Here is a 23,080-nt window from a genome sequence, read left to right as displayed (position 1 = left end):
GAGCGTGACCACTCTCTCCCGGATCGGCCAGGGCCCCGCCGTCGTACGGCGGGGCCCTGGCCGGCACTTCGCGGCCGCCGCGCTGTGCCTCGTCCTGCTCGCCCTCGCGGTCCTCGCCAGCGTGATGTTCGGCAGCAAGCCGACGTCCCCGTCCGATGTCCTGCGGGTCGTCACCGGTGACGGCGACGACTACCTCCGTACCGTCGTCGAGAGCCGCTACCCGCGCACCGCGCTCGGCCTGCTCGCCGGGCTCTGCCTCGGCGTCGCGGGCACCCTGATGCAGGGCATCACCCGTAACCCGCTCGCCGAGCCGGGACTTCTCGGCATCAACGCGGGCGCGTCCGCCGCGATCGTCACCGCGACCGCGTTCCTCGGCGCCTCCGGGCAGCGCGAGAACATCTGGTGGGCCCTCGCCGGCGCCCTGGCGACCGGTGTCGTCGTCCACCTCGTCGGCACGGCCGGCGGCGGCAGCGGACCGGTGCGCCTGGTGCTCGCCGGCGCGGTGCTGTCCGCGGTCCTCGCCGCGTACATCCAGGCCGTCGCCCTGTCCCGGCCGCAGGTCTTCGACACGTACCGCTACTGGGTGGTGGGCGCGCTCGGCGGCCGCGGCTTCGACGCGTTCTGGGCGGTCCTGCCCTTCGCCGCCGTCGGCTTCGTCCTCGCGCTGCTCCTCGCGCCCGGGCTCAACGCCATGGCGATGGGCGACGACAAGGCCGCATCGCTGGGCATCAGCCCCGCACGCGTCAAGGGCGCCGGGCTCCTCGCCGCGACGCTGCTGAGCGCCGCCGCGACGGCCGCGGTCGGCCCCATCGCCTTCGTCGGTCTCGCCGTCCCGCACCTCGTCCGGGCGCTCGTGGGCGCCGACTTCCGGCTGCAGATCCTCTTCACCTCGCTCGCCGGGCCCACGCTGCTGCTGTTCGCCGACGTCATCGGCCGTGTGCTGCTGCGCCCGCAGGAGCTGATGGTCGGCGTCGTCACCGCCTTCGTCGGCGCGCCCGCGCTGCTCTTCGCCGTCCGTCGTATGAGGGGAGCGGCATGAAGACCGCCGAGCGGATCGACACCCCGGCCGTGACGGCGTCCCGGCCCGTACGGCCCTCGGGCCGGAGCCTTCTGCGGATCGGCTCCTGGGTCGCGATCCCCGTGCGGCGCCTCACCGTGATCGCCGCCGTGGTGACGCTGCTGCTGCTCCTCGGGGCGGCCGTCGCGACCCTCTCCCTGGGCCGGCTCGGCATCGACCCGGCCGACCTGCCCTCGGCGCTCATGGGCGAGGCCACCGGCAAGAACGCCTTCGTGCTGAACCGGCTGCGCGGCCCGCGGCTCGTCGTCGCCATCGCCACCGGCGCGGCGTTCGGCCTGTCCGGGGCCCTGTTCCAGTCGGTCACCCGCAACCCTCTGGGGAGTCCCGACGTCATCGGGCTCGGCGCGGGTTCGGGAGCGGGTGCGGCGGCCGCCGCGCTGTTCTTCCCGGAGGTCGTACCGGTGCCCGTCGGCGCGCTGCTCGGCGCCGTGATCGCGATGGCGGTCGTCTACCTGTCGACGGGGACCGGGTTCCGCAATCCGGGGCGCCTGGTCGTGGCCGGCATCGGCGTGTCCGCGATGTCGACGGCCCTCACCCAGTACGTGGTGTACGCCGTCGAGCGGGACAAGGCCAGCGCGCTGACCGCGTACATCAACGGCAGCCTCTCCGCCCGCTCCTGGGACGACGCCACGACGATCTGGGTGGTGCTGCTCGTCTGTCTGCCGCTCGCGGCGCTCCTCGCGCGGCCGCTGAGCATCGGCGAGATGGGCGACGACCTCTCGACCGGCCTGGGCGCCCGACCGGCCCGTACCGCGACGGCGGCGGTCACGCTGTCGATCGTCCTGTCCGCGGGCGCCGTCGGCGTCGCCGGACCGATCGCCTTCATCTCCCTGACGGCGCCTCAGATCGCCAAGCGGGTCACCCGCAGCGGCGGCCCGCACCTGGTCATGTCGACGCTGCTCGGCGCCCTGCTCCTGGTCCTCGCCGACCTGACCGCCCAGCAGCTGCCGCTCTTCGACAACCTGCCGGTCGGCCTGTACACGATGGCCGTCGGAGGCGCGTACCTCGGCTATCTCCTGCTGCGGGAATGGAAGCGGCCGGCCTGACGTCGCTTCCGGTGTCGGTGAGCAGGGGGACCGCTGTGCGGTCCCCCTACCGCTGTCGTGGTCCGAGCGGCTCGCCCGTGCGCAGGTTCCAGCGGCCGGCGCGGCCGCTGAGGTGGACGGCGGTCAGCGGGCGGACGTCCAGGCGCCAGGCCATGGAGTCCGGCGCCGCGAGGGCGTGGACCGTCGCGGCGCGGATCACGTCCGGTTCGACGACCGCGGTCACACGTCCGGAGCCTTCCCGGAGTTCATCGATCCAGCCGCCGACCCGGACGCGCAGGTCGCGCAGCGACTCCCCGCCGTGCGGGGCCGCCGCCGGATCGGACAGCCAGGCGGACACGGCAGCCTCCTCGGCGGCCGCGACGGCCGCGAGGGTCTGTCCGCGCCACCGGCCCATGGCACAGCCCGCGAGCGCGTCCACGGGCTCCGACGGCAGCCCCAGGGCCTCCGCCGTGCGGCGGCAGCGCGGGGACGGCGAAGAGTACGCGCGCGGCGACGGGCCGACGGCGGACGCGACGGCCTCGGCGCATGCGATGCCCGCCGCGTCGAGAGGACCGTCGTCGTCGAACCGGACCTCGCGCAGCGCCTCGTTCGCGGCGGGCGAGATCAGCGTCAACCGGACTGTCATCGGGTTCCTTTGCGGCGTACGGGAGGTCGGTGAGGGTGTGACCGGAGGGGCGGACGGGACTCTACCCGGGGGCGTACGAATGGTGATCCAGGACTCACGCCCTTGGCTGCGGCCTCCGCGCGCGGTACCGTCAGTCGACATTTGAACAGCGTGACGACGGCGAGACGGAAGTCCGGTGTGAATCCGGCACGGTCGCGCCACTGTATGCCGAGGCGTCCTTCGAGGGACGTCACGGCGAGTCAGACCCGTGGACCGTCGTCCTGCACCACCGTCTGGGACGCGAGTTCCCGCAGGAGGTTTCATCATGGCCGAGGCCGTCGTCTCCGCTGCCGTTTCCGCCCCTTCCGTAGCCGTTCCGGCTCCGCTGCCCGTGCGCGCCGTACTGCCCTGGGCCTTCTTCGTCGGGCTCCTCGCGCTGATCGCGCTGTACTTCGTCGGTGCCGAGCAGGGTGCGACCTCCCTGTTCGCGGGCTCCGACGTGCACGAGTGGGTGCACGACGGTCGCCACCTGCTCGGCTTCCCCTGCCACTGAGAGGCGACCGCACCGTGCACGCCTCAACTGTCAGATCCCTCCTGGTCCGTGGCATGCTCGCGGGCCTGATCGCCGGCCTCTTCGCCTTCGCCGTGGCCTACGCGGTGGGTGAACCGCCCGTGAACGGGGCGATCGCCGTGGAGGAGGCCCAGGCCGCGCACGAGGCCCACGGCCACCAGCACGGGGACGCCGCGGCCGAGACCGGGGCCTCCGCCTCCGCCGAAGAAGAGGAGGGGATCAGCCGCTCCGCGCAGTCGACCTTCGGCCTCGCCACCGGCGTCCTGGTGTACGGAGTGGCGCTCGGCGGCATCGCCTCGCTCGCGTTCTCCTTCGTGCTGGGCCGCGTCGGCCGGTTCAGCCCGCGGGCGACGGCGGCGCTCACCGCCGCCGCCGCGTTCACCACCGTCTATCTGGTGCCGTTCCTCAAGTACCCGGCGACCCCTCCGGCCGTCGGCAATCCGGACACCATCGGGAAGCGCACCACCCTGTTCTTCCTGATGATCCTCCTCAGCGTCCTGCTCGGGATCGCCGCCGTGATCGCCGGACGACGGCTCGCGCCGCGTCTGGGGAACTGGAACGCGACCCTGGCGGCCGGCGCCGGGTTCATCGTCGTGACGGCCGTCGCCTTCGCGGTCCTGCCGGACAACGACGACGCCGTCGCGGCGAGTTTCCCGGCCGCGCTGCTCTGGGAGTTCAGGCTCGCCTCGCTCGCCATCCAGGCGGTGCTGTGGGCGGTCTTCGGGGTCGTCTTCGGCGTCCTCGCACACAAGGCACTGGCCCCCCGGACGGCCACCGCCGACACGGAGGCCCGGCTCGGGGCCCCCGCCGCCGGCTGACCGCACACCTTCGCACGTCGCTGCCCCGCCCGCCTCCCGGTGGGCGGGGCAGCGTCGTCCTGGGCCGTCTCTTCCGGATCTTGCCGGTTGAGCCCGCGGCGTCTGGTGCCGTGGATCGCAAGGCGGAGGGTCGCCCGATTACTGGACGTACTCGGGCGGGCCCGACAACGCTGCGAGGTGCGGTGCCAGGCGTCGCGGGTCAGGCAAGATCCGGAAGAGACGGCTTAGGCGCGAACCCGCTCCCAGGCCTCCTCGAACATCTCGTGGAGGGGGGCCGTCGGCAGGATCCGTACGAACGGGGAGCGGATCCACTTGTTCCACCCGGGCCGTACCAGATGGGACGTCAGCTTCGCGGTCTCCAGGGGCAGGTGCGGGGCCTTGAGCTCCGTCCAGTCGCCGGGCAGGAACAGGGTCCGGCCCGCCCGTGCCCGCTTGGCCTCCAGGACCGCTCCGGTGGCGAGGAGTTCCGCCCGGACCTCCGTGTGCCGCTTGGCCGACCAGCCGTTCCAGCGCCGTACGTTCCGGTCGGTGGGCGCGGCGAGGGCCGCCAGCTGGAGGTACAGGGCCGCCGCGTCCTCGCCCACGCCGAGCTGCGCCGCCACCCCGGTGACCAGCTCCGGGCAGGACAGTCGGGGATCGGCCTCGTACCCCCCGGCCGGTACGGCTCCGGACCGGGCGCGCCGCAGCATCCGCTCGAGCCCTCCGCCCGCGAGCAGCGGCGCCAACCGGTCCAGGTCCTCGGCGAGGTCGGTGACCTCGCGGACCTCCTTCCACGCCCCGGGGTCGCCGACGGCCGCGGGGCGCAGGAAGGCGGTGCCGTACGGGGCGCACACCACGAGCGGTCCCGAGTCGTACGCGGTCTGCGGATCGGATCCGCTCTCCGGGTGCGGGACCACCGGCAGCCGCCGGGGCCCGAACCGCTCGGCGATCCGCTCCGGCGTGTCGCGGACGCGGCTCTCGGGGAGTTCGAGCAGCAGCTCGGGGCGGTCCAGCTCGGCGCGCAGCCGCTCGTACAGGGCGGTCGCCCCGGCAAGGGCCGGATCGCCGACGGGCCGGTCCGTCCACGCCCACACGAGGGCGCTCGCGATCTCGGTCAGGGCGAGCCCCACCGGGGTGCGGTAGGGCAGTTCGGTCCCGGCCCGCGGCACGGCCCGCACCTCCACTCCCCTGCCGTGCCGGGTCGCCGCCAGCTCCCAGCCGGCCGCGGGCACGGTCGCGTCCTCGGCGGCGTCGTCGCCTCCGGCGAGGCGCCGGGCCCAGACCTCGGCGAGGCCGAGGTCCGCCTCCAGGGCGTCGGCCGTGTCCTCGTCGACCGCGGGCCGCGCCCCGAGCAGCTCCCGCCACACCCCGGCCATCCGCTCCACGGCCGACTCGACCCCGCCCGGCCGCCACAGCTCGGCCGGATCGTCGGGCAGGGCGGCGGCCAGGACCGCCCTGCGGCCCGCGCCGCCCAGCCGGGTGCGCAGCTGTTCGTACGACTCGGCCGTCAGCGGGGTCGCCTTGTACGGGGCCTTCCGCACAAGGGCCCGGTGCTCCTCCCGGTCGGCCCGGCCGACGAGTCCGGCGACGACGAGCCGGGCCAAGGAGCACCGTACGCCCGTCAGGCCGGCGAAGCGGGCCGCCGCCGACTCCGGGACCGGGACCGGCCCGTGGGCGTCGACGGCGGCCACGAGGGCCCGCAGCCGCCGCGCGTCGTCCCGCTCCACGCGCACCTGCCGCACCTCGGTGGCCACGCCAGGCACCGGGTCGCCGTGCGGGTCCTCGGCGACGGGCGCCACGAACCACTGCTCCGCGCCCCCGTCCCGTACGCCGGCGGACGCGAGGGCCGTGCCGCCCGCGCGCATGAGGTCCGCCTGCCCTGGTCCGGACGCCCTGCCGGCCCACCAGCGGCTGCCCCGGCGGGCGAACGGCTGCTCGGCCCAGGTGTCCAGGAGCGCGAGAAGCGCGGCCCGCTCCGCGTCCGGGGTCGGTGCCACCGCCGCCCGCCAGGCGACGGCGTCGATCGCGCCGAGGAGCTGCGACCAGTCGTGCGGCGGGGCGGGCGGCGAGAGCCGGCGCACCTCCTCGACGACGGCCCCGTCCAGGCAGGCGCCGTCGGCCGCGAGCGCGGTCAGCGTCGCGGGGAGGGCCACGTCGGGGGTCCGCCGCCAGTGGTCGCGCTCGCCGGTGTCGACCAGTCCGAAGAGCGCGGGCACGAGTGCGGTGTCCGGCGCGGACCGGGCGAGCCGCACGGGCGGCGCCTCGGCGAGCAGGGTGACGCGCCGGTGCAGGGCGCTCCGCCGCTCCTCCACCCGGGCCGCCCGCACCGCCACGGCGACGACGGCCTCGACCAGGACGGGATCGGTGACGTCCGGCAACTCCCGCGCGACGACGGCGCGGAGCGCGGCGGTGGCATCAAAGGTGGCCGTGGACGCGGGCGTGGCCGTGGACGCGGGCGTGGCCGTGGACGCGGGCGTGGCCGTGGACGCGGGCGTGGCCGTGGACGCGGGCGTGGCCGTCTCGCCGGAGGCAGTCGTGGCCTCGGAAGGCGTCGTGGCCTCGGAGGCCGCCGTGCGGTCGGGAGCGGCCGTGCTCTCGGATGCGGTCGCACCGTCGGCGGCGGCCATGGCTTCGGAGGCGGCCTTCAGCAGCGCTTCCGCCGTCTCGTGGCTCACGCTGCGCAGCGCACGGGACCCGGCCGCGTCCCGGGTCCGCAGGAGGTACCAGAAGGCCGGGGGCAGGGCCACGCCCCCGGAGAGGGTGGCGCGCCGGACCGGCCCGACCCGGGGGTCACGGGGCGAGCGGTGCCCGTCCAGCTCCCACAGCAGGACGCCGTCGGCGGTGTACGCGCGCACTCCCGTCCGTGTCTCGGCCTCCGCGAGGACCACGTCCTCCACGGCGCCCTCCGGCGGCGCCCACAGCCCCCACGGCTTCTGCCCCTGCCGGTCGATGTCGAAGCGGGCCGTGCGCCCGTCGATGCTCCGGAGCCGGTAGTGGTCGGGCGCGGGGTCGCGGTGCGGGGTCCGGAACAGGATCCGGGTGCCGACGAGACCGTCCCTGCTGCCGAGCGGGGAGTCGGAAAGACCGGCGGGCAGCGGCGCCAGGTGCAGGGCCTCCCCGTCCAGGGCCATGCCCGCCTCGGACGGTTCCGTGGCGGGGTCGGCGCTCGCGGGCCGGCCGGGGAAGTCGGGCACCTCGACGCCGCCCGTCGGCTCTCCCGTCACCGGGTCCACCACCGCCCAAGGACGCCTGCCGTACACGCCGTTGGTCCAGACACGGGAGCCGTCGCCGAGCTGCAGCTCGCTGCTGTCGATGCCCTCCGTACCGCCCGGGCGCAGGGCGCGGAGGCCCCCGTGGCGTCCTCCCCCGTCGGCCGTCTCGAACTGGAAGCCGTAGGCCCCGTCCAGCTGCCCGCCGTACGGCACGAGTCCGCCCTGCTCGTCCGGCGTGAACGGCTCCTCGGGCCGGTCCGCCCAGCAGGCGGTGTCGCAGAAGTACGGATCGGGCTTGACCGACCAGCTCACGAGGAACGATCCGCCGACGTAGTGGACGGCGTACATCGTCGCGTCGACCGGCACCGTGAACCGGCAGGATCCCCGCACCCCGTCCGGGTCGACCGCGACCGCGCGGCCGGGCCCGAAGACGGTGAGCACGGGCCAGGTGCAGGTCACTCCGGTGACGCCGCGCACGGGTCCCCCGGCATCGGCACCGGTGGTGGCGAACTCCGCGTACACCGACTCGAGCGCGGGCCAGGCCAGTTCCTCCGGAAGCCCTGCGGTCAGCGAGCGGCGCAGCGCGCCCGCCGCGGTCGTCGCGCCGAGGGCGTCGGCGATCCCGCCGAGCGCCGTCACGGTCGGCCGGTCGAGAAGGGTCTCCAGCTCGGCCACGGACTCCTCGGCACCGGCCATGCCGCCGCCCCCGACCGTGTCGACGAGCTTGCCGACCCGTCCGGCCACCTCGTGGGCGATGCCCTCGTTGCCCGGGAGCAGCGTCACCGCGGACCCGGGCCGCCGTCCGCGTGCCATGTGCCAGTTCGGCAGCAGGTTGGCGTGGACGGTCCCTTCCAGGCGCGGGCCGAACACCGGGTCGGCGGCGAGCGCGGTGAGGTCGCGCCGGGACTTCTCGCCCCAGAACCGCATCCGGACGTCCGGGCCCGGATCGGTGACCGTGGCCCCGGCCGCCAGGCACGCGTCGAGGACGTCCGCGTCGAAGCCCTGGTAGTGGTGGCGGGTGAGGTGGAGCGTCACGGGTGCGGCCTCGGCCCGCAGTCGGGGGCCCAACCGGCCGATCAGGTCGAGGAGTTCCTCCGGAAGAGGCTGACGTGCGACCCCGCCGCCGGACTGCAGGGCGTACTGGTACATGCGGACGAAGGTGCCGACCCAGTGGTGCACCCCGCCCTCGGGCACGATCCGGCCGGCCTCCATGGCCCCGGTCGCGCCACAGCCGATCAGCATCCGCAGCCACGCGCCTCCGTCGGTGACGCCTTCGGGGAAGACCTCCACCAGTCCGGCAGCGACGGCGTCCGTCGGCGGATGGGCCGCGAGCACCGGCCCGGCCGCCGTCAGCAGGGCGTCCGGCACGGCCTTCTTCCGGGTGACCGACAGGATCGCGCCCACGAGCCGGGCGACCTCCGCGTCCCCGAGGCCGGCCTTCTTGGCGGAGGCCCGTACCCGGCGCACCAGATCCGCCGGGAGATCGGCGGGCGAGGCGGCCCAGGCGGTCAGGAACGCCTCCAGGGCGGTGTGTGCCGCCGCCGGCTCCAGAGCCTCGGCGAGGAACCGCTGATGGGCGCCGAACTCCTTGGCCGGCATGGCGCCGCCCTTGGCGAACAGCAGCCCGTTGGCCAGGCGGTAGGCGGGGTCCACCGGCAGGCCGTGCTGGACCTCGGCCGCCCGCGCCGCCGCGTAGGCCCGCCCGCCCGGCCTGCTCCCGTAACCGATCAGCCGGTGCCCCACGGTGTCCCAGAACCACGGCAGATGCGCCGGCGGCAGCTGTCGCGCCCGCCGGGCCATGGCGTCGACGAAGGCGCCGGGCTTGGTCCAGGACCGGTTGAGCTCGGCCCCCATGTCCTGCACCAGCACGCACGCGGCCTCGGCCGCGCCCGGGTCGTGGGCGGCGACCCAGTCGGCGTAGGTGGTCGACACGTGCGTACCGGCGGTGGGCAGCAGGGCTTCCAGCGAGACGATCATGTCCTGGATCGTCGCATGCCCCACCGACACCGCCCCGGGGCGGCGGGTGTTCGGCCGCGAACAGTCTTGGGAGCGCTCTCAGAGACGTGCGGTCTACGGATATCCTGCAGCCGACCAGCCCACCCGCCGACCAGCGACCACACCAGCCGGCAACCGAACGACCCACCAGCCACCAGCCACCAGCCGAGGAGCGTACGCCTTGCCCGAGCAGACCACGGGGCCCCGCCCCACGCTGGAAGCCGTCGCCGCACGCGCCGGTGTCTCCCGCGCCACGGCCTCCCGGGTCGTCAACGGCGGTGCCGGTGTCCGCGCCCCGCTGGTGGAGAAGGTGCTCAAGGCCGTCGACGAGCTCGGTTACGTGCCGAACCACGCGGCCCGCACCCTGGTCACCCGACGCAACGGCGCCGTGGCCGTGATCATCGCGGAGCCCGAGTTCCGGATCTTCTCGGACCCGTTCTTCGAGCAGCAGGTGCGCGGCATCAGCCGGGAACTGACGGAGCACGACTCCCAGTTGGTGCTCCTGTGGGTGGAGGGTCCCGGCGACCACGAGCGGATCTCGCGGTATCTGGGCGGCGGGCACGTCGACGGCGCGCTGGCGTTCTCGCTGCACAGCGACGACGCGCTGCCGGCCGTGATCGACCGGGCCCGTATCCCCGTGGTCTTCGGCGGGCGGCCCGCGCCCGGGACGGATCCGGCCGTGCCCTTCGTCGACTGCGACAACCGGGGCGGCGCCCGGGAGGCGGTGCGGCATCTGGTGGGGCTCGGCAGGCAGCGCATCGCGCACATCTCCGGCCCCGCCGACCAGACGTCCGCGATCGACCGGATCCACGGCTACCGGGACGTCCTCCTCGACGCCGACCCCGCTCTGCTCTGCGGGGGCGACTTCACGGAGGAGAGCGGGGCCCGGGCGATGGCCGAGCTCCTCGACCGGCGGCCTGACGTGGACGGGGTGTTCGTCGCCAACGACCTGATGGCCTCGGGGGCGTTGCGGACGCTGCGGGAGCGCGGCGTGCGGGTGCCGGAGGACGTCGCGGTCGTCGGCTTCGACGACATGGCCTCGGTGGTCGACAGCACCGTCCCGGCCCTGACCACCGTCCACCAGGACATCGAGGGGATGGGGCGGCTGATGGTGAAGCTGCTCATGCGGCTGCTCGACGGGACCGGGCCGGGGATCCCGGACTCCGTGATCACCCCGACCTCGCTGGTCCGCCGCGCCTCCGCCTGACGTCGTACGGGCAACGGGAAACGGGGAACAGGGAACGGGGAGGCCGTACGGGAATGCGGCGGGGCCGGGTGGCTCTTCCGGGCCCGCCGCCTTCCCTCCCTGGAGTCAGTCGTACGGGATGACGACCACGGACCGGTCCGTGCCCGTCTGGAGCCGTGAGTCGCCGTTTCCGATCGCGCTCCAGACCTCCAGGCGGACCGTGCCGCCGCGCAGGTCGCCGAGCGTGCCGGTGGCGGACCTCAGGCCGCGCGACTGGCTGTACTCCTCCCAGCCGGTGACCGGGTCGGTCGCGAAGTACTGGTAGGTCTCGGTCCGGTCGAAGGTGCCGTCGCCGGTGAGGTCGTAGCTGATACGGGCCTGCTGGCCGAGGCCGACCACCGTGCCGGCGTCCACCTGGAGGCGGAAGACGGTCGAACCGCCGCTCCTGAGGGTGCCGTTGACGTTCCTGACCTCGTAGACGAGCGGCCGGTTCGGGGTGCCGTCGTAGTTGGCGCCCTGCGCCGAGAGGATGGTGTCGCTGCCGGCCGTGGCGCCGGTGGCCGTGGTGAGGGTTCCTCCGGTGCGGAGCTGGAAGGTGTTGCCCGTGGAGGGCTCGGGGTCGGGCCCGGGTCCGCCCGTGCCGGTGCCGGTCGCGGTGGAGCGGGCCGGGACCGAGAGGGACGCGCCGTCGGAGAAGGTGACCGTGCGGGCGGTCGAGGCGTGGTTGTGGGCCACGTACGTGCGCGTGGTGCCCTTCAGGAAGACGGCGGAGGTGGGGATCGAGCCGGTGACCGTGGTGTCGGGCGCGCCCAGCGTGTCGAGGGCCGTCAGCCAGTGGTAGGTGTGGGCCTTGGACTCCCCCGCCTCCGGGGTGTAACCGGCGTTGCCCGCGTCCCACTTGGCCTTGGCGGTGCCGGGGTCGGCCAGGGACTGGAACTCCCAGAGGATGTCGCGCCATTCGACGGCGGGTCCGCCGTTCTCGCGTTCCATCTCGGCGATGTTGCGCCGGACGGCGTCCTTGTGTCCGGCGAGCTGGAGCGAACCGCCGGTCACCGGGAGGACGTTGATGCCGTGGATCTCCTCCGGGTTGGCGGTCCACCAGGTGGCGTAGGCGGCGCCGCTGCCCCACACCATGCCGGCGGTGTCGTGCTGGAAGGAGCCGGGGAAGACCTGCTGGTCGGCGTCGAACCAGTACTGGGCGATGGCCTCGCCCTCGGTGGTCAGGAGGTAGGTGCCGAGGTCGCGGAGCTGGTTGTCGCCGGTGGCCGAGCCCCAGAGGACGAGGGCGGCGCTGAGGTTGGTCGACTCCGAGGAGGACTCCTGGTTGTTGCCCGCGGCGAAGCCCTGGTGCCCGCTCGCCCAGCTGTGTCCGGCGTAGACGTCGAAGCCGCGCAGGAAGGGGAAGGCGCCGTCGGTGCGGCTGGGGTTGGCGGTGTCCCTGACCAGGGTCTTCACCATGGCGCCCCAGGCCGGGTCGGCCGCCCAGGCCGGGTCGTACTGGGCGACGATCGCGGCGGCGTAGACGTAGTAGCCGTAGTGGAAGTGGTGGTCGTTGAGTTCGGTGTCGCTGCCGTAGGAGGCCGGGTAGCCGATGAGGGTCTTCCAGGCCTGGTCGTACGAGAACTCGTTGGCGCCGCCGGCCGTGAACCAGTCCTGGAGGCGGCCCTTGATGAGACCGAGGAGCTTGTCGCGGATCGCGCCCTCGCCGATCTGGTCGGCGAGCGGGACGAGTTGGGCGAGCCGGCCGAGGGCCTTGCCGGTCCAGTACGTGTCGACGGCGCCGGAGAAGGGGTCGGAGGAGTTCGCGACCTCATTGAGGTAGCCGCGCAGCCGGGCGGTGTCCACTCCGGCGCCGGGGAGTCCGGGCAGGGTGGCGGCGGCCCGCTGGGAGGTGGTGAAGGAGGCGGACTCGCGGACCTTCATGGTGCCGCGCGGCGAGACGTACGTGTACGCGGTGAGGGGGTCGGTGGTGTGCAGCCACTGGTGGCGGTAGAGCGCCTGGAGGGTGCCCCGTTCGGTGCCCTCCTTCGCCTCGGTGGTGAGGGTGTACGTGGCGCGGACGGTCCCGGCGTCGTAGCTCCAGTTCACCGTGGATCCGGTGACGAAGCTGTACGCGTACTTCCGGTAGGTCGCGAGGGCGTCGGTGGAGGGCAGGACGGCGACGGAGAAGTAGTCCTTGCCGCCGAGGCCCGCGGTGACGGTCGAGCCGGCCACGTTCCAGTCGGTGCCGGTGGGTGCGAAGAGGGCGTAGTGGTGGCCGGCGACGGTGATGCCGAGGACGTTGCCCTGGTCGGCGAAGACGGTGGGGGTCTCGGCGGTGGTGATCCGTGCGTCGCCGCCGGTGCCCTTGGCGTACACGAAGGGCAGGCCGTGGCCGATGGTGGTGCGCAGGGTGCGGGCGCCGTCGGACCAGTAGGGGGTGACGGTCCAGTCGGACCAGGCGTCGGCCTTGGCGTCGGGCGAGTTGAGGCCGGTGAGGCCGAGGGTGAGGTCGCGCTTGTGGGCGAACTCGTACTGCCGTCCGTCGCCGACGATCGCGGGGCTGGTCGGGTAGCCGATCTCCAGGCCGCCGGCGACCGCCTGATAGGTGAGCGGATGGCCGTACATGGGGGTGGAGTACGGGTTGTCCCCGTACCGCTGGAAGGCGAGCGAGGACCACCAGTCGTTGGTGGGGACCGGCTTGCCCTGGGCGGCGGGGGTGACCTTGGGCGTGACCGGGGTGCCGGTGTTGGTGGTCGGTCCCGAGGTGCCGGCGGGGCGGGTGTCGGAGTAACTTCCGGCGCCCACGGGGACGGTGGCGGCCGCCGCGGGACCGGCGGCGGGGCCGACTCCCAGGGCGGCGAGGGCGGAGACCAGGACCACTACTGCGGCCGGCCTGCTGCGGGGGGCTGGCATGAAGGAGCACCTCATGTCTTCGGGGTGGGTGGGGGGTGTGCGGGGAGGGTGAGAGCGCTCTCAGATCGCCGGAAACGTAAAACCCGCGAAACGACTGTGTCAATGGATTGAACACAGACGGGAGTTGAAGGCCCCTCCCGTCCGATACGCCTTCGAGCCTTGACGGATACACCTCTCCCCGGGCACGCTCCCCCCGCAGGCTTGAGAGCGCTCTCAACCTGCTCTCCCTCTCGACTCGTACTCGTACTCGCACTCGCACTCGCTCTCGCTCGTTCCGGAGCCAAGGAGGCTTCCCATGTCCATCGCCCGAGCCGCCAGGAGAACCGCCGTCCGTCTGGGGGCGGTCGCACTCACCGGGGCACTGCTCGCCGCCTGCGGAAGTTCGACGGACGGCGCGTCCGCGGACGGCGCCGGGGGCGAGGTCACGATCACCGTGGACCTGTTCGGCTCGTTCGGATACAAGGAGGCCGGGCTGTACGCCGAGTACGAGAAGCTCCACCCCGGCGTCACGATCAAGCAGACCGACACCGAGGACGAGGCCGACTACTGGAAGTCCCTCCAGACCCGGCTCGCCGGCGGGGGCGGCCTCGCCGACGTGCAGGGCATCGAGGTCGGCCGGATCGCCTCCGTCACCCAGCAGCAGGCCGAGCGGTTCGAGGACCTCAAGAAGTACGGGGCGGAGTCGCTCAAGGACCAGTTCGCCCCGGCCAAGTGGGCCGCCGCCACCGGCAAGGGCGGCGAGATCCTCGGACTGGGCACGGACGTCGGCCCGGAGGCCCTGTGCTACCGCACGGACCTGTTCAAGCAGGCCGGGCTGCCCACCGACCGCGAGGAACTCGCGAAGAAGTGGTCCACCTGGGACGGCTATCTGGAGCTCGGGAAGCAGTACAAGGCCAAGGCGCCGGGCAAGAGCGCGTGGATCGACAGCGTCGGCAGCCTGTACTCGATCATGATCGGGCAGGAGAAGGAGCGGTACTACGACGCCTCCGGAAAGCTGATCTGGGAGGACAACCCCGCGCTGCGCACCGCCTGGGACCACGCCGTCCAGGCCGCGCAGGGCGGGCTGAGCGCCAAGCTCGACCAGTGGTCCCCGCAGTGGAACCAGGCCTTCGCCGCCGGTTCGTTCGCCACGATCCCCTGCCCCGCGTGGATGCTCGGGTACATCAAGGGGCAGGCCGGTGAGACCGGCAAGGGCAAGTGGGACGTCGCCGCACTGCCCGGCGGCGCCGGCAACTGGGGCGGTTCCTACCTGGCCGTGCCCAGGGCGGCGCAGCACAAGAAGGAGGCGTACGAGCTGATCAAGTGGCTCACCGCGCCCGAGCAGCAGACCCGGCTCTTCGAGAAGCAGGGCAACTTCCCCTCGGCGACCGGCGCGATCGAGAAGGTCGCCGGTGCGAAGGACGCGTACTTCTCCGGCGCCCCGATCGGGAAGATCTTCGGCGACGCGGCGAAGGCGGCGCCGGTCCAGGTGCTCGGCGTGCACGACCAGAACATCGCGCAGCAGATCACGAACGCGCTGAGCGAGGTCGAGCGGAAGGGCACCTCGCCCGAGGAGGCCTGGTCGAACGCGAAGAAGGGCGTCGAGAACACCATCGGCTGACATCGAGCCGCCGGGCGAAGCGGGCGCCCGCCCGGCGCCCGGGCGCCGCGTCCGTCGGTGGCTCCGACGCGGATCCGCCGGGCGCCGCGCTTCCCACGCGGCACCCGTCCGCCGCACCTGCCCGGCACCCCGAAGCTGAACCACCGCACGCCGTGCTTGTCCGCCAGCACCCGGACACCGCGCCCGCCCGGCGCCCCGGCGCTGAAGCCGCCGCGCGCCATGCGTGCCCGCCCGGCGCCCGGGTGCCGCGGCCGTCGGTCGTCCCGGCGCGGAACCGCCGGCCCCGCGCCTGCCCGCCCGGCGTCCTCGCTTCCGTACCCCCCTCCGCCCCACCTCTCACCGAAGGGCCGCACCGTGACCCTCATCGCATCCCAGGCACCGGCCCCGCCGCGCGCCCCCGTCCCGCCTCCCCGGCCGGGGAGCGTCCGGCGGATCTGGCGGACGGTCTCGCCGTACGCCTATCTCGCCCCGTTCTTCACCCTGTTCGCCGCCTTCGGCCTCTTCCCGCTGCTCTACACGGCCTTCGTTTCCCTCTACCGGGTCGAGCTCCAGGCCCCCGGCGACATGGAGTGGCGCGGCCTCGGCAACTACACCGCGCTCCTCGGCGACGAGTACTTCTGGGTCGCGCTGCGGAACACCTTCACCATCGGCGTCCTCTCCACCGTGCCGCAGCTCGTGATGGCCCTCGGCCTCGCGCACCTCCTCAACTACCGGATGCGCGGCCGGACTTTTCTGCGGACGGCGGTGCTCCTGCCGTACGCGACCTCGGTGGCCGCCGCCACCCTCGTCTTCGCGCAGCTCTTCGGCCGCGACTTCGGTCTGATCAACTACGGCCTCGGTCTCGTCGGCATCAATCCGGTGGACTGGCAGAACGGCACGGTCGCCTCGCAGATCGCCGTGTCCACGGTCGTCGTCTGGCGCTGGACGGGCTACAACGCGCTGATCTATCTGGCGGGCATGCAGTCCATCCCCGACGAGCTGTACGAGGCGGCCGCGATGGACGGGGCCTCACGCCTGCGGCAGTTCTTCCACGTCACGCTGCCGGGGCTCCGTCCCACCATCCTCTTCACCGTCATCGTCTCGACGATCGGCGCGACCCAGCTGTTCGGCGAGCCGCTGCTCCTCGAAGGCTCGATCTCGGGCGGCATCTCGCACCAGTACCAGACGCTCGGCCTCTACATGTACGAGCAGGGCTGGGGCTTCTTCCACCTGGGGCGGGCCGCCGCCATCGCCTGGGTGATGTTCCTGCTCATCGTGGTGCTGGTCGGGCTCAACGCCCTGATCGCGCGCCGCCGTTCCCGCAAGGAGGCCCGCCGGTGACCACGCTGGTCCGCCCGGCACGGACCGGGCCCTCCCGGGCCGGCCGCACCCTGCACGCCGGGCCGTTCGCCTACACGGTCCTGATCGCCGCCGTCCTGTTCTCCGCCTTCCCCTTCTACTGGACGATCGTCGCCGCGAGCCGCTCCAACGCCGACCTGGCGAAGGTCCCGCCGGCCCTGCTGCCTGGACCGCACCTGATGCGCAACTTCGAGGCCGTCCTCGAAGAGGCCGACATCGGCAAGGCGCTCCTCAACTCGCTGCTCGTGTCCGGGTCGATCACCCTCGGCACCGTCCTGTGCTGCACGCTCGCCGGTTTCGCGTTCGCCAAGCTCCGCTTCCGGGGACGGGGCGCGCTGCTCGCGGTCACCGTCGGGACCATGATGATCCCGCCGCAGCTGGGGGTGATCCCGCTGTTCATGCTGATCGCCGAGCTCGGCTGGGTGAACCAGCTGCAGTCGGTGATCCTGCCGGGTCTGGTGTCGGCGTTCGGGGTGTTCTTCATGCGGCAGTACCTGGTGCAGTCGCTGCCGGACGAGCTGATCGAGGCGGCCCGGGTCGACGGCGCGTCCACGGCCAGGATCTTCTGGTCGATCGTGGTGCCGATCGCCCGGCCGGGCATGGCCGTGCTCGGTCTGCTGACCTTCATGGCCGCGTGGAACGACTTCTTCTGGCCCGTCGTCGCGCTCTCCTCCTCCGAGCCCACCGTCCAGGTCGCGCTGCGCCAGCTCGGCGGCGGCTATGTCCACGACCAGTCCGTGATCATGGCCGGCACCCTGCTCGGAACCCTGCCGGTGCTGCTCGTCTTCGGCCTCCTCGGCCGGCAGATCGTCGGCGGGATCATGCAGGGCGCGGTCAAGGGCTGACGCCGCCCGTCGCCCCGTCTCCCCCTTCCCCCAGACCTCTCACTCCAGGGAGTTTCACCCTCATGACCGCGCTCGACGCCCACTCCGACGTCACGACCGCTCTCCGCTTCCCCGAAGGCTTCCGCTGGGGCACGGCCACGGCCGCGTACCAGATCGAGGGAGCCGCCGCCGAGGACGGCCGCACCCCGTCCATCTGGGACACCTTCAGCCGTACGCCGGGCAAGGTGCGCAACGGCGACACCGGCGACATCGCCGCCGACCACTACCACCGGGTCGACGAGGACGTGGCCCTGATGCGGCGGCTCGGGGTGACCGACTACCGCTTCTCGATCGCCTGGCCCCGTGTCCAGCCCACCGGGCGCGGCCCGGCCGTCCGCAAGGGCCTGGACTTCTACCGGCGGCTCACCGACACGCTCCTTGAGGCGGGCATCCGGCCGGTGGCGACGCTCTACCACTGGGACCTGCCGCAGGAGTTGGAGGACGCGGGCGGCTGGCCGCACCGGGAGACCGCCTATCGCTTCGCCGAGTACGCGGGGATCGTGGCGGACGCCCTCGGCGACCGGGTCGCGACCTGGACCACGCTCAACGAGCCCTGGTGCGCGGCCTTCCTGGGCTACGGACAGGGCGTGCACGCCCCGGGCCGGACCAGTGACCTCGCCGCGCTGCGCGCCGCGCACCATCTGAACCTGGCGCACGGCCTCGCGGCGCGGGTGCTGCGCGGTGCGCTGCCCGCTGCGGCGGAGGTGTCCCTGACCCTCAACCTCCATGCCGTACGGGCGCTTTCGCAGGCCCCGGAGGATCTGGACGCGGCCCGTCGGATCGATGCCGTCGGCAACCGGATCTTCCTCGACCCGGTCTTCCACGGCCGGCTCCCCGAGGACCTGGTCCGGGACACGGCGTCCGTCACGGACTGGTCCTTCGTCCAGGACGGCGACCTGGCGACGGCGGCCGCGCCGATCGACTCGCTGGGCATCAACTACTACTCCCCGGCTGTCGTCGCGGCCGGCACCTCCGAGTCGCCGTCGCCGTGGGCGGGCGCCGAGCGGCACGTACGGTTCGAGCCGGTGCCCGGGCCGCGCACGGCCATGGACTGGCCGGTGGACGCGGACGGACTGCACGAGCTTTTGGTCCGGCTGCGGGACGAACTGCCGGGCGTACCGCTGGTGATCACCGAGAACGGGGCGGCGTACGAGGACTACGCCGACCCGTCGGGGAACGTGAAGGACCCCGAGCGGGTGGCGTATCTGCGCGCGCACCTGGCGGCGGTGCACCGGGCGCTCGCGGACGGCGCCGACGTGCGGGGCTACTTCCTGTGGTCGCTGCTCGACAACTTCGAGTGGGCGTACGGCTACAGCAAGCGGTTCGGCATCGTCCACGTGGACTTCGCGACGCAGCGCCGGACCCCGAAGGACAGTGCCCGCTGGTACGCGGACGTGATCGCGAGGGGCGGTCTCGGGGAGGCCTGAGACCGCCCGGGTGCGCCTACTTCTTCAGTGCGCCTGCGACGAAGTCCTGGGTGAGCCGGGCGGCCGAGTCGACCGGGATGTACTGGTCGTCGAACGGGAAGAAGTCGAGGACTCCGGCCGCCCCGTAGTTCGCCCAGAGGCAGGTCGTCATGGGGAAGGTGTCGGTGACGTTCTGCCGGCACTTCACGACGAGGGTGCTGCTGGTGACGGTCTTCGGATCGCCGGTGAGGTTGCGGCCGTAGTCCTCGGCCAGGTTCATGGACGCGTCGAAGATGCGGTCGAGGGAGGCGGCGGGGTCCCGCACGTTCTCGTACAGGTGGGTACGGGCGGTGAACGTGGGCGCGGAGGCCGACATGGTGCCCCTGCGGAGGACGTTGCGGGGGCTGCCGAAGCAGGAGACCTCGTCGGCGGTCTCCTGGCTGTCGTCCTCGATCTCCTTCAGGTCGTCGTCGCCGGTGACCGACATGTCGAGGTCGCTGCCGAAGTGGAAGCCACCGTCGCCCTCGTCGCAGACGAGGCCTTCCATGGTGGGCACGGCGACGGTGGTGTAGCGGGTGCCGGGGTCGGCGGCGAGCCGCTCGCCCTTCGCCCGTGCCGCGTCGCCGGTGGAGGGCTTCGCCGGGGCCTGCTTGTCGGCCGGCCGGGTGTCGTCCGCCGGGGTTCCGGAGCCGCAGCCCGCCGCCACGGTTGCCAGTACGACCGCGGCGACGGCTGTCCTCACCCTGTTCACGTGCTGATTCCCCCGAGAAGTCGCGATGTTGATCATGATCGGGGTGATCATACGCGGAGGGGGACGTCCACCCGCAGACGCTCCTCGCCGGGGAGCGGAAGCCGTACGAGGGCGACGTCGACGTCCCCGGCGGCGGGCCCGGCGGCCTTCCTGGCCCTGGCCGCCGGGTCCCTCGCTCTCGGCGCCGCGCGCTGAGAGCGATCGGTCAGGAGGCGTTCGGGCCCACGTCCGTGGAGGTGAGGGGGCGGCGGACCGGGGCCACGGTCGCGTACTCGTCGGAGCCGATGTCCCGCGCGGTGCCCCGGGCATGGCCGTCGATGTCGTCCGCGACCGGCGTGGTGGTGGTGAGGGTCGCCGCGCCGATCGCGGGGCTGTTCGACGCGAGGCGGTGGACACCGTCCGTGGACGGCGTCAGACGCGGGTCCACACGCGTGTAGCCGCCGGCGGGGATGTTGCCGTCGGAGGCCGCGCCCCAGAGGATGTTGCTCTGCCAGACGAAGCCGGACGTCGCACCCATCGCGACGAGGCTGCCGCTGTCCCCGACGACGAGGTTGTCGGCGACGGTCACGTCACGCGGCTCGTACGGGCGGGTCGTCTCCCCCGAGAGCGAACTCTTGTTGGAACGCAGGGTGTTGTGCACGATCACCGCGCGGTCGCAGGCGTCGTTGCCGCGCCGCTCCTCGGTGGTCTCGCCCTCGTGGTGGTCGCGCGTGGTGCCGCTGCCGATCACGAGCGCACGGCCGGTGAGCCCGGCGATGTGGTTGTTCACGATCAGGTGGTCGTTGCCGTAGAGGCGGATGCCCTCCTTGCCTCCGAGCAGCCAGTTGCCCTCGACGGTGGAGCCGTTGCCGTGGCGCAGCACGATGCCGCCCTGGCTGTCGCGGATCGTGTTGTACCGGATCGTGTTGCCGGAGGACTTCACGGAGACGGCCTCGGGGTCGCCGTCGCAGTGCTCGAACAGGTTGTACTCGACGACCGCGTCGGCGCGGGACAGCGCACGGCTGCTGACGCCGAGCCGGATCGCCTCGCCGCCGTTGGCGCCCGTGTAGAGGTGGTGGGAGAAGTGGTTCTTGAAGATGTGGAGGCGCTGCGCCACGGCGGTGGTGCCGGGCCCGTCGACGACGAGGAAGATGCCCTGGGTGGTCCGGTCGTGGAAGTGGTTCCGGTCGATCTTGGCGTCGTCGCCCTCCACGAGGACCCAGTCGAGGCCGTCCACGTCCGCGAACCGGATGTCGTTACGGGTCAGCCGGATGCCCGTGCTGCCGGCCGGGATCGCCAGGGTGCCGCTCTGCCGGAGCGCGAAGCCGCTGATGGTGACGGCGCTCGCGCCGTCGAGGACGAAGCTGCGCTCGCCGCGCAGCACGGCGCCGCCGCGGGTCTGCGAGACGATCGTGATGCCGCTGCGTCCCGAGACGTCGATCGATCCGCCCGAGGGGACGGTGTACGTGCCGTCGGCGACCACGATCCTGTCTCCGGGGACCGCCCGGTCGATCGCCGTCTGAAGGGCGGTCAGGGAGGTGACCGGTGCCGGCTCGGCCGCCACGGCGCCGAGGGGGACGGCGGCGGCCGCCGCGCCGAGCAGCGAGCCCTTGAGGAAGGTACGTCGTCGCATGGTGCCTCCTGGAGGAAGGGTGAAGTCGTCGTCTTTGTCCTGTGACCAGGTGGCAGTGATCGCCGGGGGCCGGGAGCCGGTGCGGGCCCCCACGGCCCGCACCGGCTCCTGACGGGTCGGGCCGGTTCCGGACGCGACACCCCCTGGGGCGTCCACGCGTCCCGCCGGTGCCGCCCCCACGACGGCGCCCGTCAGGACGACGGCCGCCACGGCGCCCGCCTCGGTCCCGCGCGTTCCGGTCCGCTCTTCGGAACGCGTCGGCGGGCGTGCTGGGCGGGCGGTCACCCCTCCCTGGCCTGCCGACACGCACAGCCTGCCCGGCGCCGCTCACGTCTCGCTCACGTTCCGCTAACGCCCGGGGACCGGGCGGCCGGCGCGAACGGCGGGGCTCGCCCCGACCAGGTGTCCAGCTCCGGCTTCGGGCTGCAGTTCTCCACCGCCGTCGACGGCCGGGTCTACGCCCAGTCGTGGGGCGCACCCTGGTCGCGGCGACCGAGAACAACAAGGTGTACGGGATCGACGCGGCCAAGTACGCGGCCGGCTCGTCGTCCGCGTCGACGGCACCCAGGTCATCGGCGTCGCGCTGACGCTCCCCAGGAACGTCCTTCTCCGGAGGTACCGGCGAATTGACGGATCGTCACGCGGTCACGGGAGTGCGGATCGGGTACTGGGGTACCCTGCTCGCTCTCCGGAGCACGTACCCGATCTCTTCCAGTGAAGCGAGCGAGACAGATGACCGAACTGAGCCGGATATACGTGGACGAGTGCCTGCGCGGGGACGGCGGGCTCGCGACGGCCGTCGCCCGGGCCGAACTGCCTCCCGCCTTCGAGGCGGCCTGGCGCCCTTACCTGCTGCCCCGGCCGTGGTTCGTAAGCGCCTCGGAGACGGCCGCGTTCGGCCGGGACCTGGAGAGCCTCTTCGACCTCCTCCTCTCCCTGCCGGAACGTCTCTTCGACGGGGACGTCGAGCGGTACGCCGCGGAGCTCGGTCTCGAACCGCCCCTCGTGGCGCTGCTCCGCCGGGCCGGCTCGGGCGTCCCCACCAAGCTGGGCCGCGCCGACGCGTACCACGACGGCACCGGGTTCAAGCTCCTGGAGCTCAACCTCGGCAGCGAGGTCGGCGGCCTCGACCTGGCCGTCTTCAACCAGTCGCTGCTGCGGGTCCCCGAGTTCGCCGGCTTCGCTCGCGAGCACGGCCTCGACCACGTGGACATCGCCGCCCGGATGGCCGCCGTCCTGCGCGACCGGGCCCGTCCCGCGCTGTCCGGTTCGGCGGAACCGGTGATCGGCCTCATCGAGGGGCGCGGCGGTGTCGCCGCGTACGGCCCGCTGATGCGCTCCGCCCAGGAGGCGATGGCCGAGCAGGGCCTCGACCTCAGGGTCGGCGAGATCGGCGACGTACGCGCGCGTGCCGACGGAAAACTCACCCTGGACGGCACCCCGCTGGATCTGGTGCTCCGGAACTTCGCCGCGAGCCAGCTGCTCGACGATCCGGAGGGACCGGAGGTGGCGGAACCGTTCTTCCGCGCCCACGAGGCGGGCAGGACCGTGCTGTTCACGTCCCTGGAGAGCGGCCTCTACTCCCACAAGGGCGCCCTCGCCCTCCTCTCCGACCCGCGCCTGGCCGAGGCCTTCGACGCCGGCGAGCGGGCCCTGGTCGAACGGGTCCTGCCGTGGAGCCGGTCGCTGCGTGCCTCCGGCCCCGCCGAGCTCATCGACCTCTGCCGGGAGCGGCGGGAGCGGCTCATCCTCAAGCCCGGCGCGGGGTACGGCGGTCTGGACACGTTCGTCGGCTGGGAGTGCACGGACGCCGAGTGGGCGAAGGCCCTGGACCTCGCCGTCGAGCGCGGCGGCTACATGGCGCAGGAGCGGGTCGTGGCACGGCCCGAGCCCGTGTACGACCCGGAGACCGGGACCGTGGACGACCGGATCGCGGCGCTGGGGTTCTTCCTCACCGACGACGGCTACGCGGGCGCGCACGCGCGCGTGAACCGCGCGGACGGGGGCGCGATCGTCGGTCTGAGCAGCAACCCGGGCACGCGGATGGTCGGGGTCTTCACGCACCCCTGAGCATCACCGTGTCTCCTCCTTGAACCGGTGCCGGG

The 23,080-nt window shown here is 73.2% G+C and carries 15 protein-coding genes; 10 read left to right on the top strand and 5 right to left on the bottom strand.

The genetic code is table 11. The features are described from left to right. The first annotated feature begins 4 nt into the window (after positions 1 to 4). A complete protein-coding gene (locus tag ABT041_RS35635) occupies positions 5 to 1,039 on the top strand; it encodes a FecCD family ABC transporter permease (protein WP_502976680.1) in 1,035 nt (344 codons plus the stop codon). Beyond that, the gene (locus ABT041_RS35630) at positions 1,036 to 2,124 is read left to right on the top strand and encodes a FecCD family ABC transporter permease (RefSeq protein ID WP_351192429.1); all 1,089 of its coding nucleotides are present in this window, start codon (positions 1,036 to 1,038) and stop codon (positions 2,122 to 2,124) included. The genes ABT041_RS35635 and ABT041_RS35630 overlap by 4 nt, the downstream gene beginning before the upstream one ends. A 46-nt stretch (positions 2,125 to 2,170) precedes the next feature. Here ABT041_RS35630 and ABT041_RS35625 read toward each other — a convergent pair whose 3' ends face one another. Next, positions 2,171 to 2,749: a histidine phosphatase family protein gene (locus ABT041_RS35625; RefSeq protein WP_351192426.1), complete on the bottom strand. Its 579-nt coding sequence runs from the start codon at positions 2,747 to 2,749 to the stop codon at positions 2,171 to 2,173. A gap of 304 nt (positions 2,750 to 3,053) precedes the next feature. On the opposite strand from ABT041_RS35625, the gene ABT041_RS35620 reads away from it, so the two are divergent. Continuing rightward, on the top strand, positions 3,054 to 3,281 hold the full coding sequence (locus ABT041_RS35620; protein ID WP_017236531.1) for a CbtB domain-containing protein: 228 nt from the start codon (positions 3,054 to 3,056) through the stop codon (positions 3,279 to 3,281). Between the two features lie 14 nt (positions 3,282 to 3,295). Further along, positions 3,296 to 4,117, top strand: a complete 822-nt coding sequence (locus tag ABT041_RS35615; protein WP_351192423.1) for a CbtA family protein — start codon at positions 3,296 to 3,298, stop codon at positions 4,115 to 4,117. A gap of 224 nt (positions 4,118 to 4,341) precedes the next feature. Here ABT041_RS35615 and ABT041_RS35610 read toward each other — a convergent pair whose 3' ends face one another. Next, positions 4,342 to 9,285 carry a hypothetical protein gene (locus ABT041_RS35610; RefSeq protein ID WP_351192421.1) on the bottom strand — a complete coding sequence of 1,648 codons (4,944 nt, stop codon included), beginning with the start codon at positions 9,283 to 9,285 and terminating at the stop codon, positions 4,342 to 4,344. Positions 9,286 to 9,484: 199 nt separating this feature from the next. On the opposite strand from ABT041_RS35610, the gene ABT041_RS35605 reads away from it, so the two are divergent. Beyond that, complete coding sequence (locus ABT041_RS35605) at positions 9,485 to 10,510, top strand: LacI family DNA-binding transcriptional regulator (protein WP_351192419.1); 1,026 nt, start codon at positions 9,485 to 9,487, stop codon at positions 10,508 to 10,510. Positions 10,511 to 10,615: 105 nt separating this feature from the next. Here the strand turns inward: ABT041_RS35605 and ABT041_RS35600 are convergent, their stop codons facing one another. Beyond that, positions 10,616 to 13,384: a glycosyl hydrolase gene (locus ABT041_RS35600; protein ID WP_351192417.1), complete on the bottom strand. Its 2,769-nt coding sequence runs from the start codon at positions 13,382 to 13,384 to the stop codon at positions 10,616 to 10,618. A gap of 295 nt (positions 13,385 to 13,679) precedes the next feature. Here ABT041_RS35600 and ABT041_RS35595 point away from each other — a divergent pair, with 295 nt between their 5' ends. The 4 genes from ABT041_RS35595 (at position 13,680) to ABT041_RS35580 (ending at position 18,633) form a co-directional block, all read left to right on the top strand. Next, positions 13,680 to 14,984, top strand: coding sequence for an ABC transporter substrate-binding protein (locus tag ABT041_RS35595; RefSeq protein ID WP_351192415.1), 1,305 nt, complete (start codon positions 13,680 to 13,682; stop codon positions 14,982 to 14,984). Between the two features lie 354 nt (positions 14,985 to 15,338). Continuing rightward, positions 15,339 to 16,304 (top strand): carbohydrate ABC transporter permease, encoded by a 966-nt coding sequence (locus tag ABT041_RS35590; protein WP_502976679.1) that lies wholly within the window; start codon positions 15,339 to 15,341, stop codon positions 16,302 to 16,304. Then, positions 16,301 to 17,167: a carbohydrate ABC transporter permease gene (locus ABT041_RS35585; protein WP_351192413.1), complete on the top strand. Its 867-nt coding sequence runs from the start codon at positions 16,301 to 16,303 to the stop codon at positions 17,165 to 17,167. The genes ABT041_RS35590 and ABT041_RS35585 overlap by 4 nt, the downstream gene beginning before the upstream one ends. Positions 17,168 to 17,229: 62 nt before the next feature. Continuing rightward, positions 17,230 to 18,633, top strand: coding sequence for a GH1 family beta-glucosidase (locus tag ABT041_RS35580; protein WP_351192411.1), 1,404 nt, complete (start codon positions 17,230 to 17,232; stop codon positions 18,631 to 18,633). Positions 18,634 to 18,649: 16 nt separating this feature from the next. Here ABT041_RS35580 and ABT041_RS35575 read toward each other — a convergent pair whose 3' ends face one another. Both ABT041_RS35575 and ABT041_RS35570 read right to left on the bottom strand, forming a co-directional pair. Further along, positions 18,650 to 19,363: a hypothetical protein gene (locus tag ABT041_RS35575; protein WP_351192408.1), complete on the bottom strand. Its 714-nt coding sequence runs from the start codon at positions 19,361 to 19,363 to the stop codon at positions 18,650 to 18,652. Between the two features lie 205 nt (positions 19,364 to 19,568). Continuing rightward, positions 19,569 to 20,975 (bottom strand): chondroitinase-B domain-containing protein, encoded by a 1,407-nt coding sequence (locus ABT041_RS35570; protein ID WP_351192406.1) that lies wholly within the window; start codon positions 20,973 to 20,975, stop codon positions 19,569 to 19,571. Positions 20,976 to 21,707: 732 nt separating this feature from the next. On the opposite strand from ABT041_RS35570, the gene ABT041_RS35565 reads away from it, so the two are divergent. Beyond that, positions 21,708 to 23,045 carry a hypothetical protein gene (locus ABT041_RS35565; protein WP_351192404.1) on the top strand — a complete coding sequence of 446 codons (1,338 nt, stop codon included), beginning with the start codon at positions 21,708 to 21,710 and terminating at the stop codon, positions 23,043 to 23,045. Positions 23,046 to 23,080 lie beyond the last annotated feature (35 nt).

The sequence above is a fragment of the Streptomyces sp. NPDC002825 genome (assembly GCF_040295385.1).
Lineage (GTDB): Bacteria > Actinomycetota > Actinomycetes > Streptomycetales > Streptomycetaceae > Streptomyces.
This window is presented reverse-complemented; position numbering and strand designations above follow the sequence as displayed.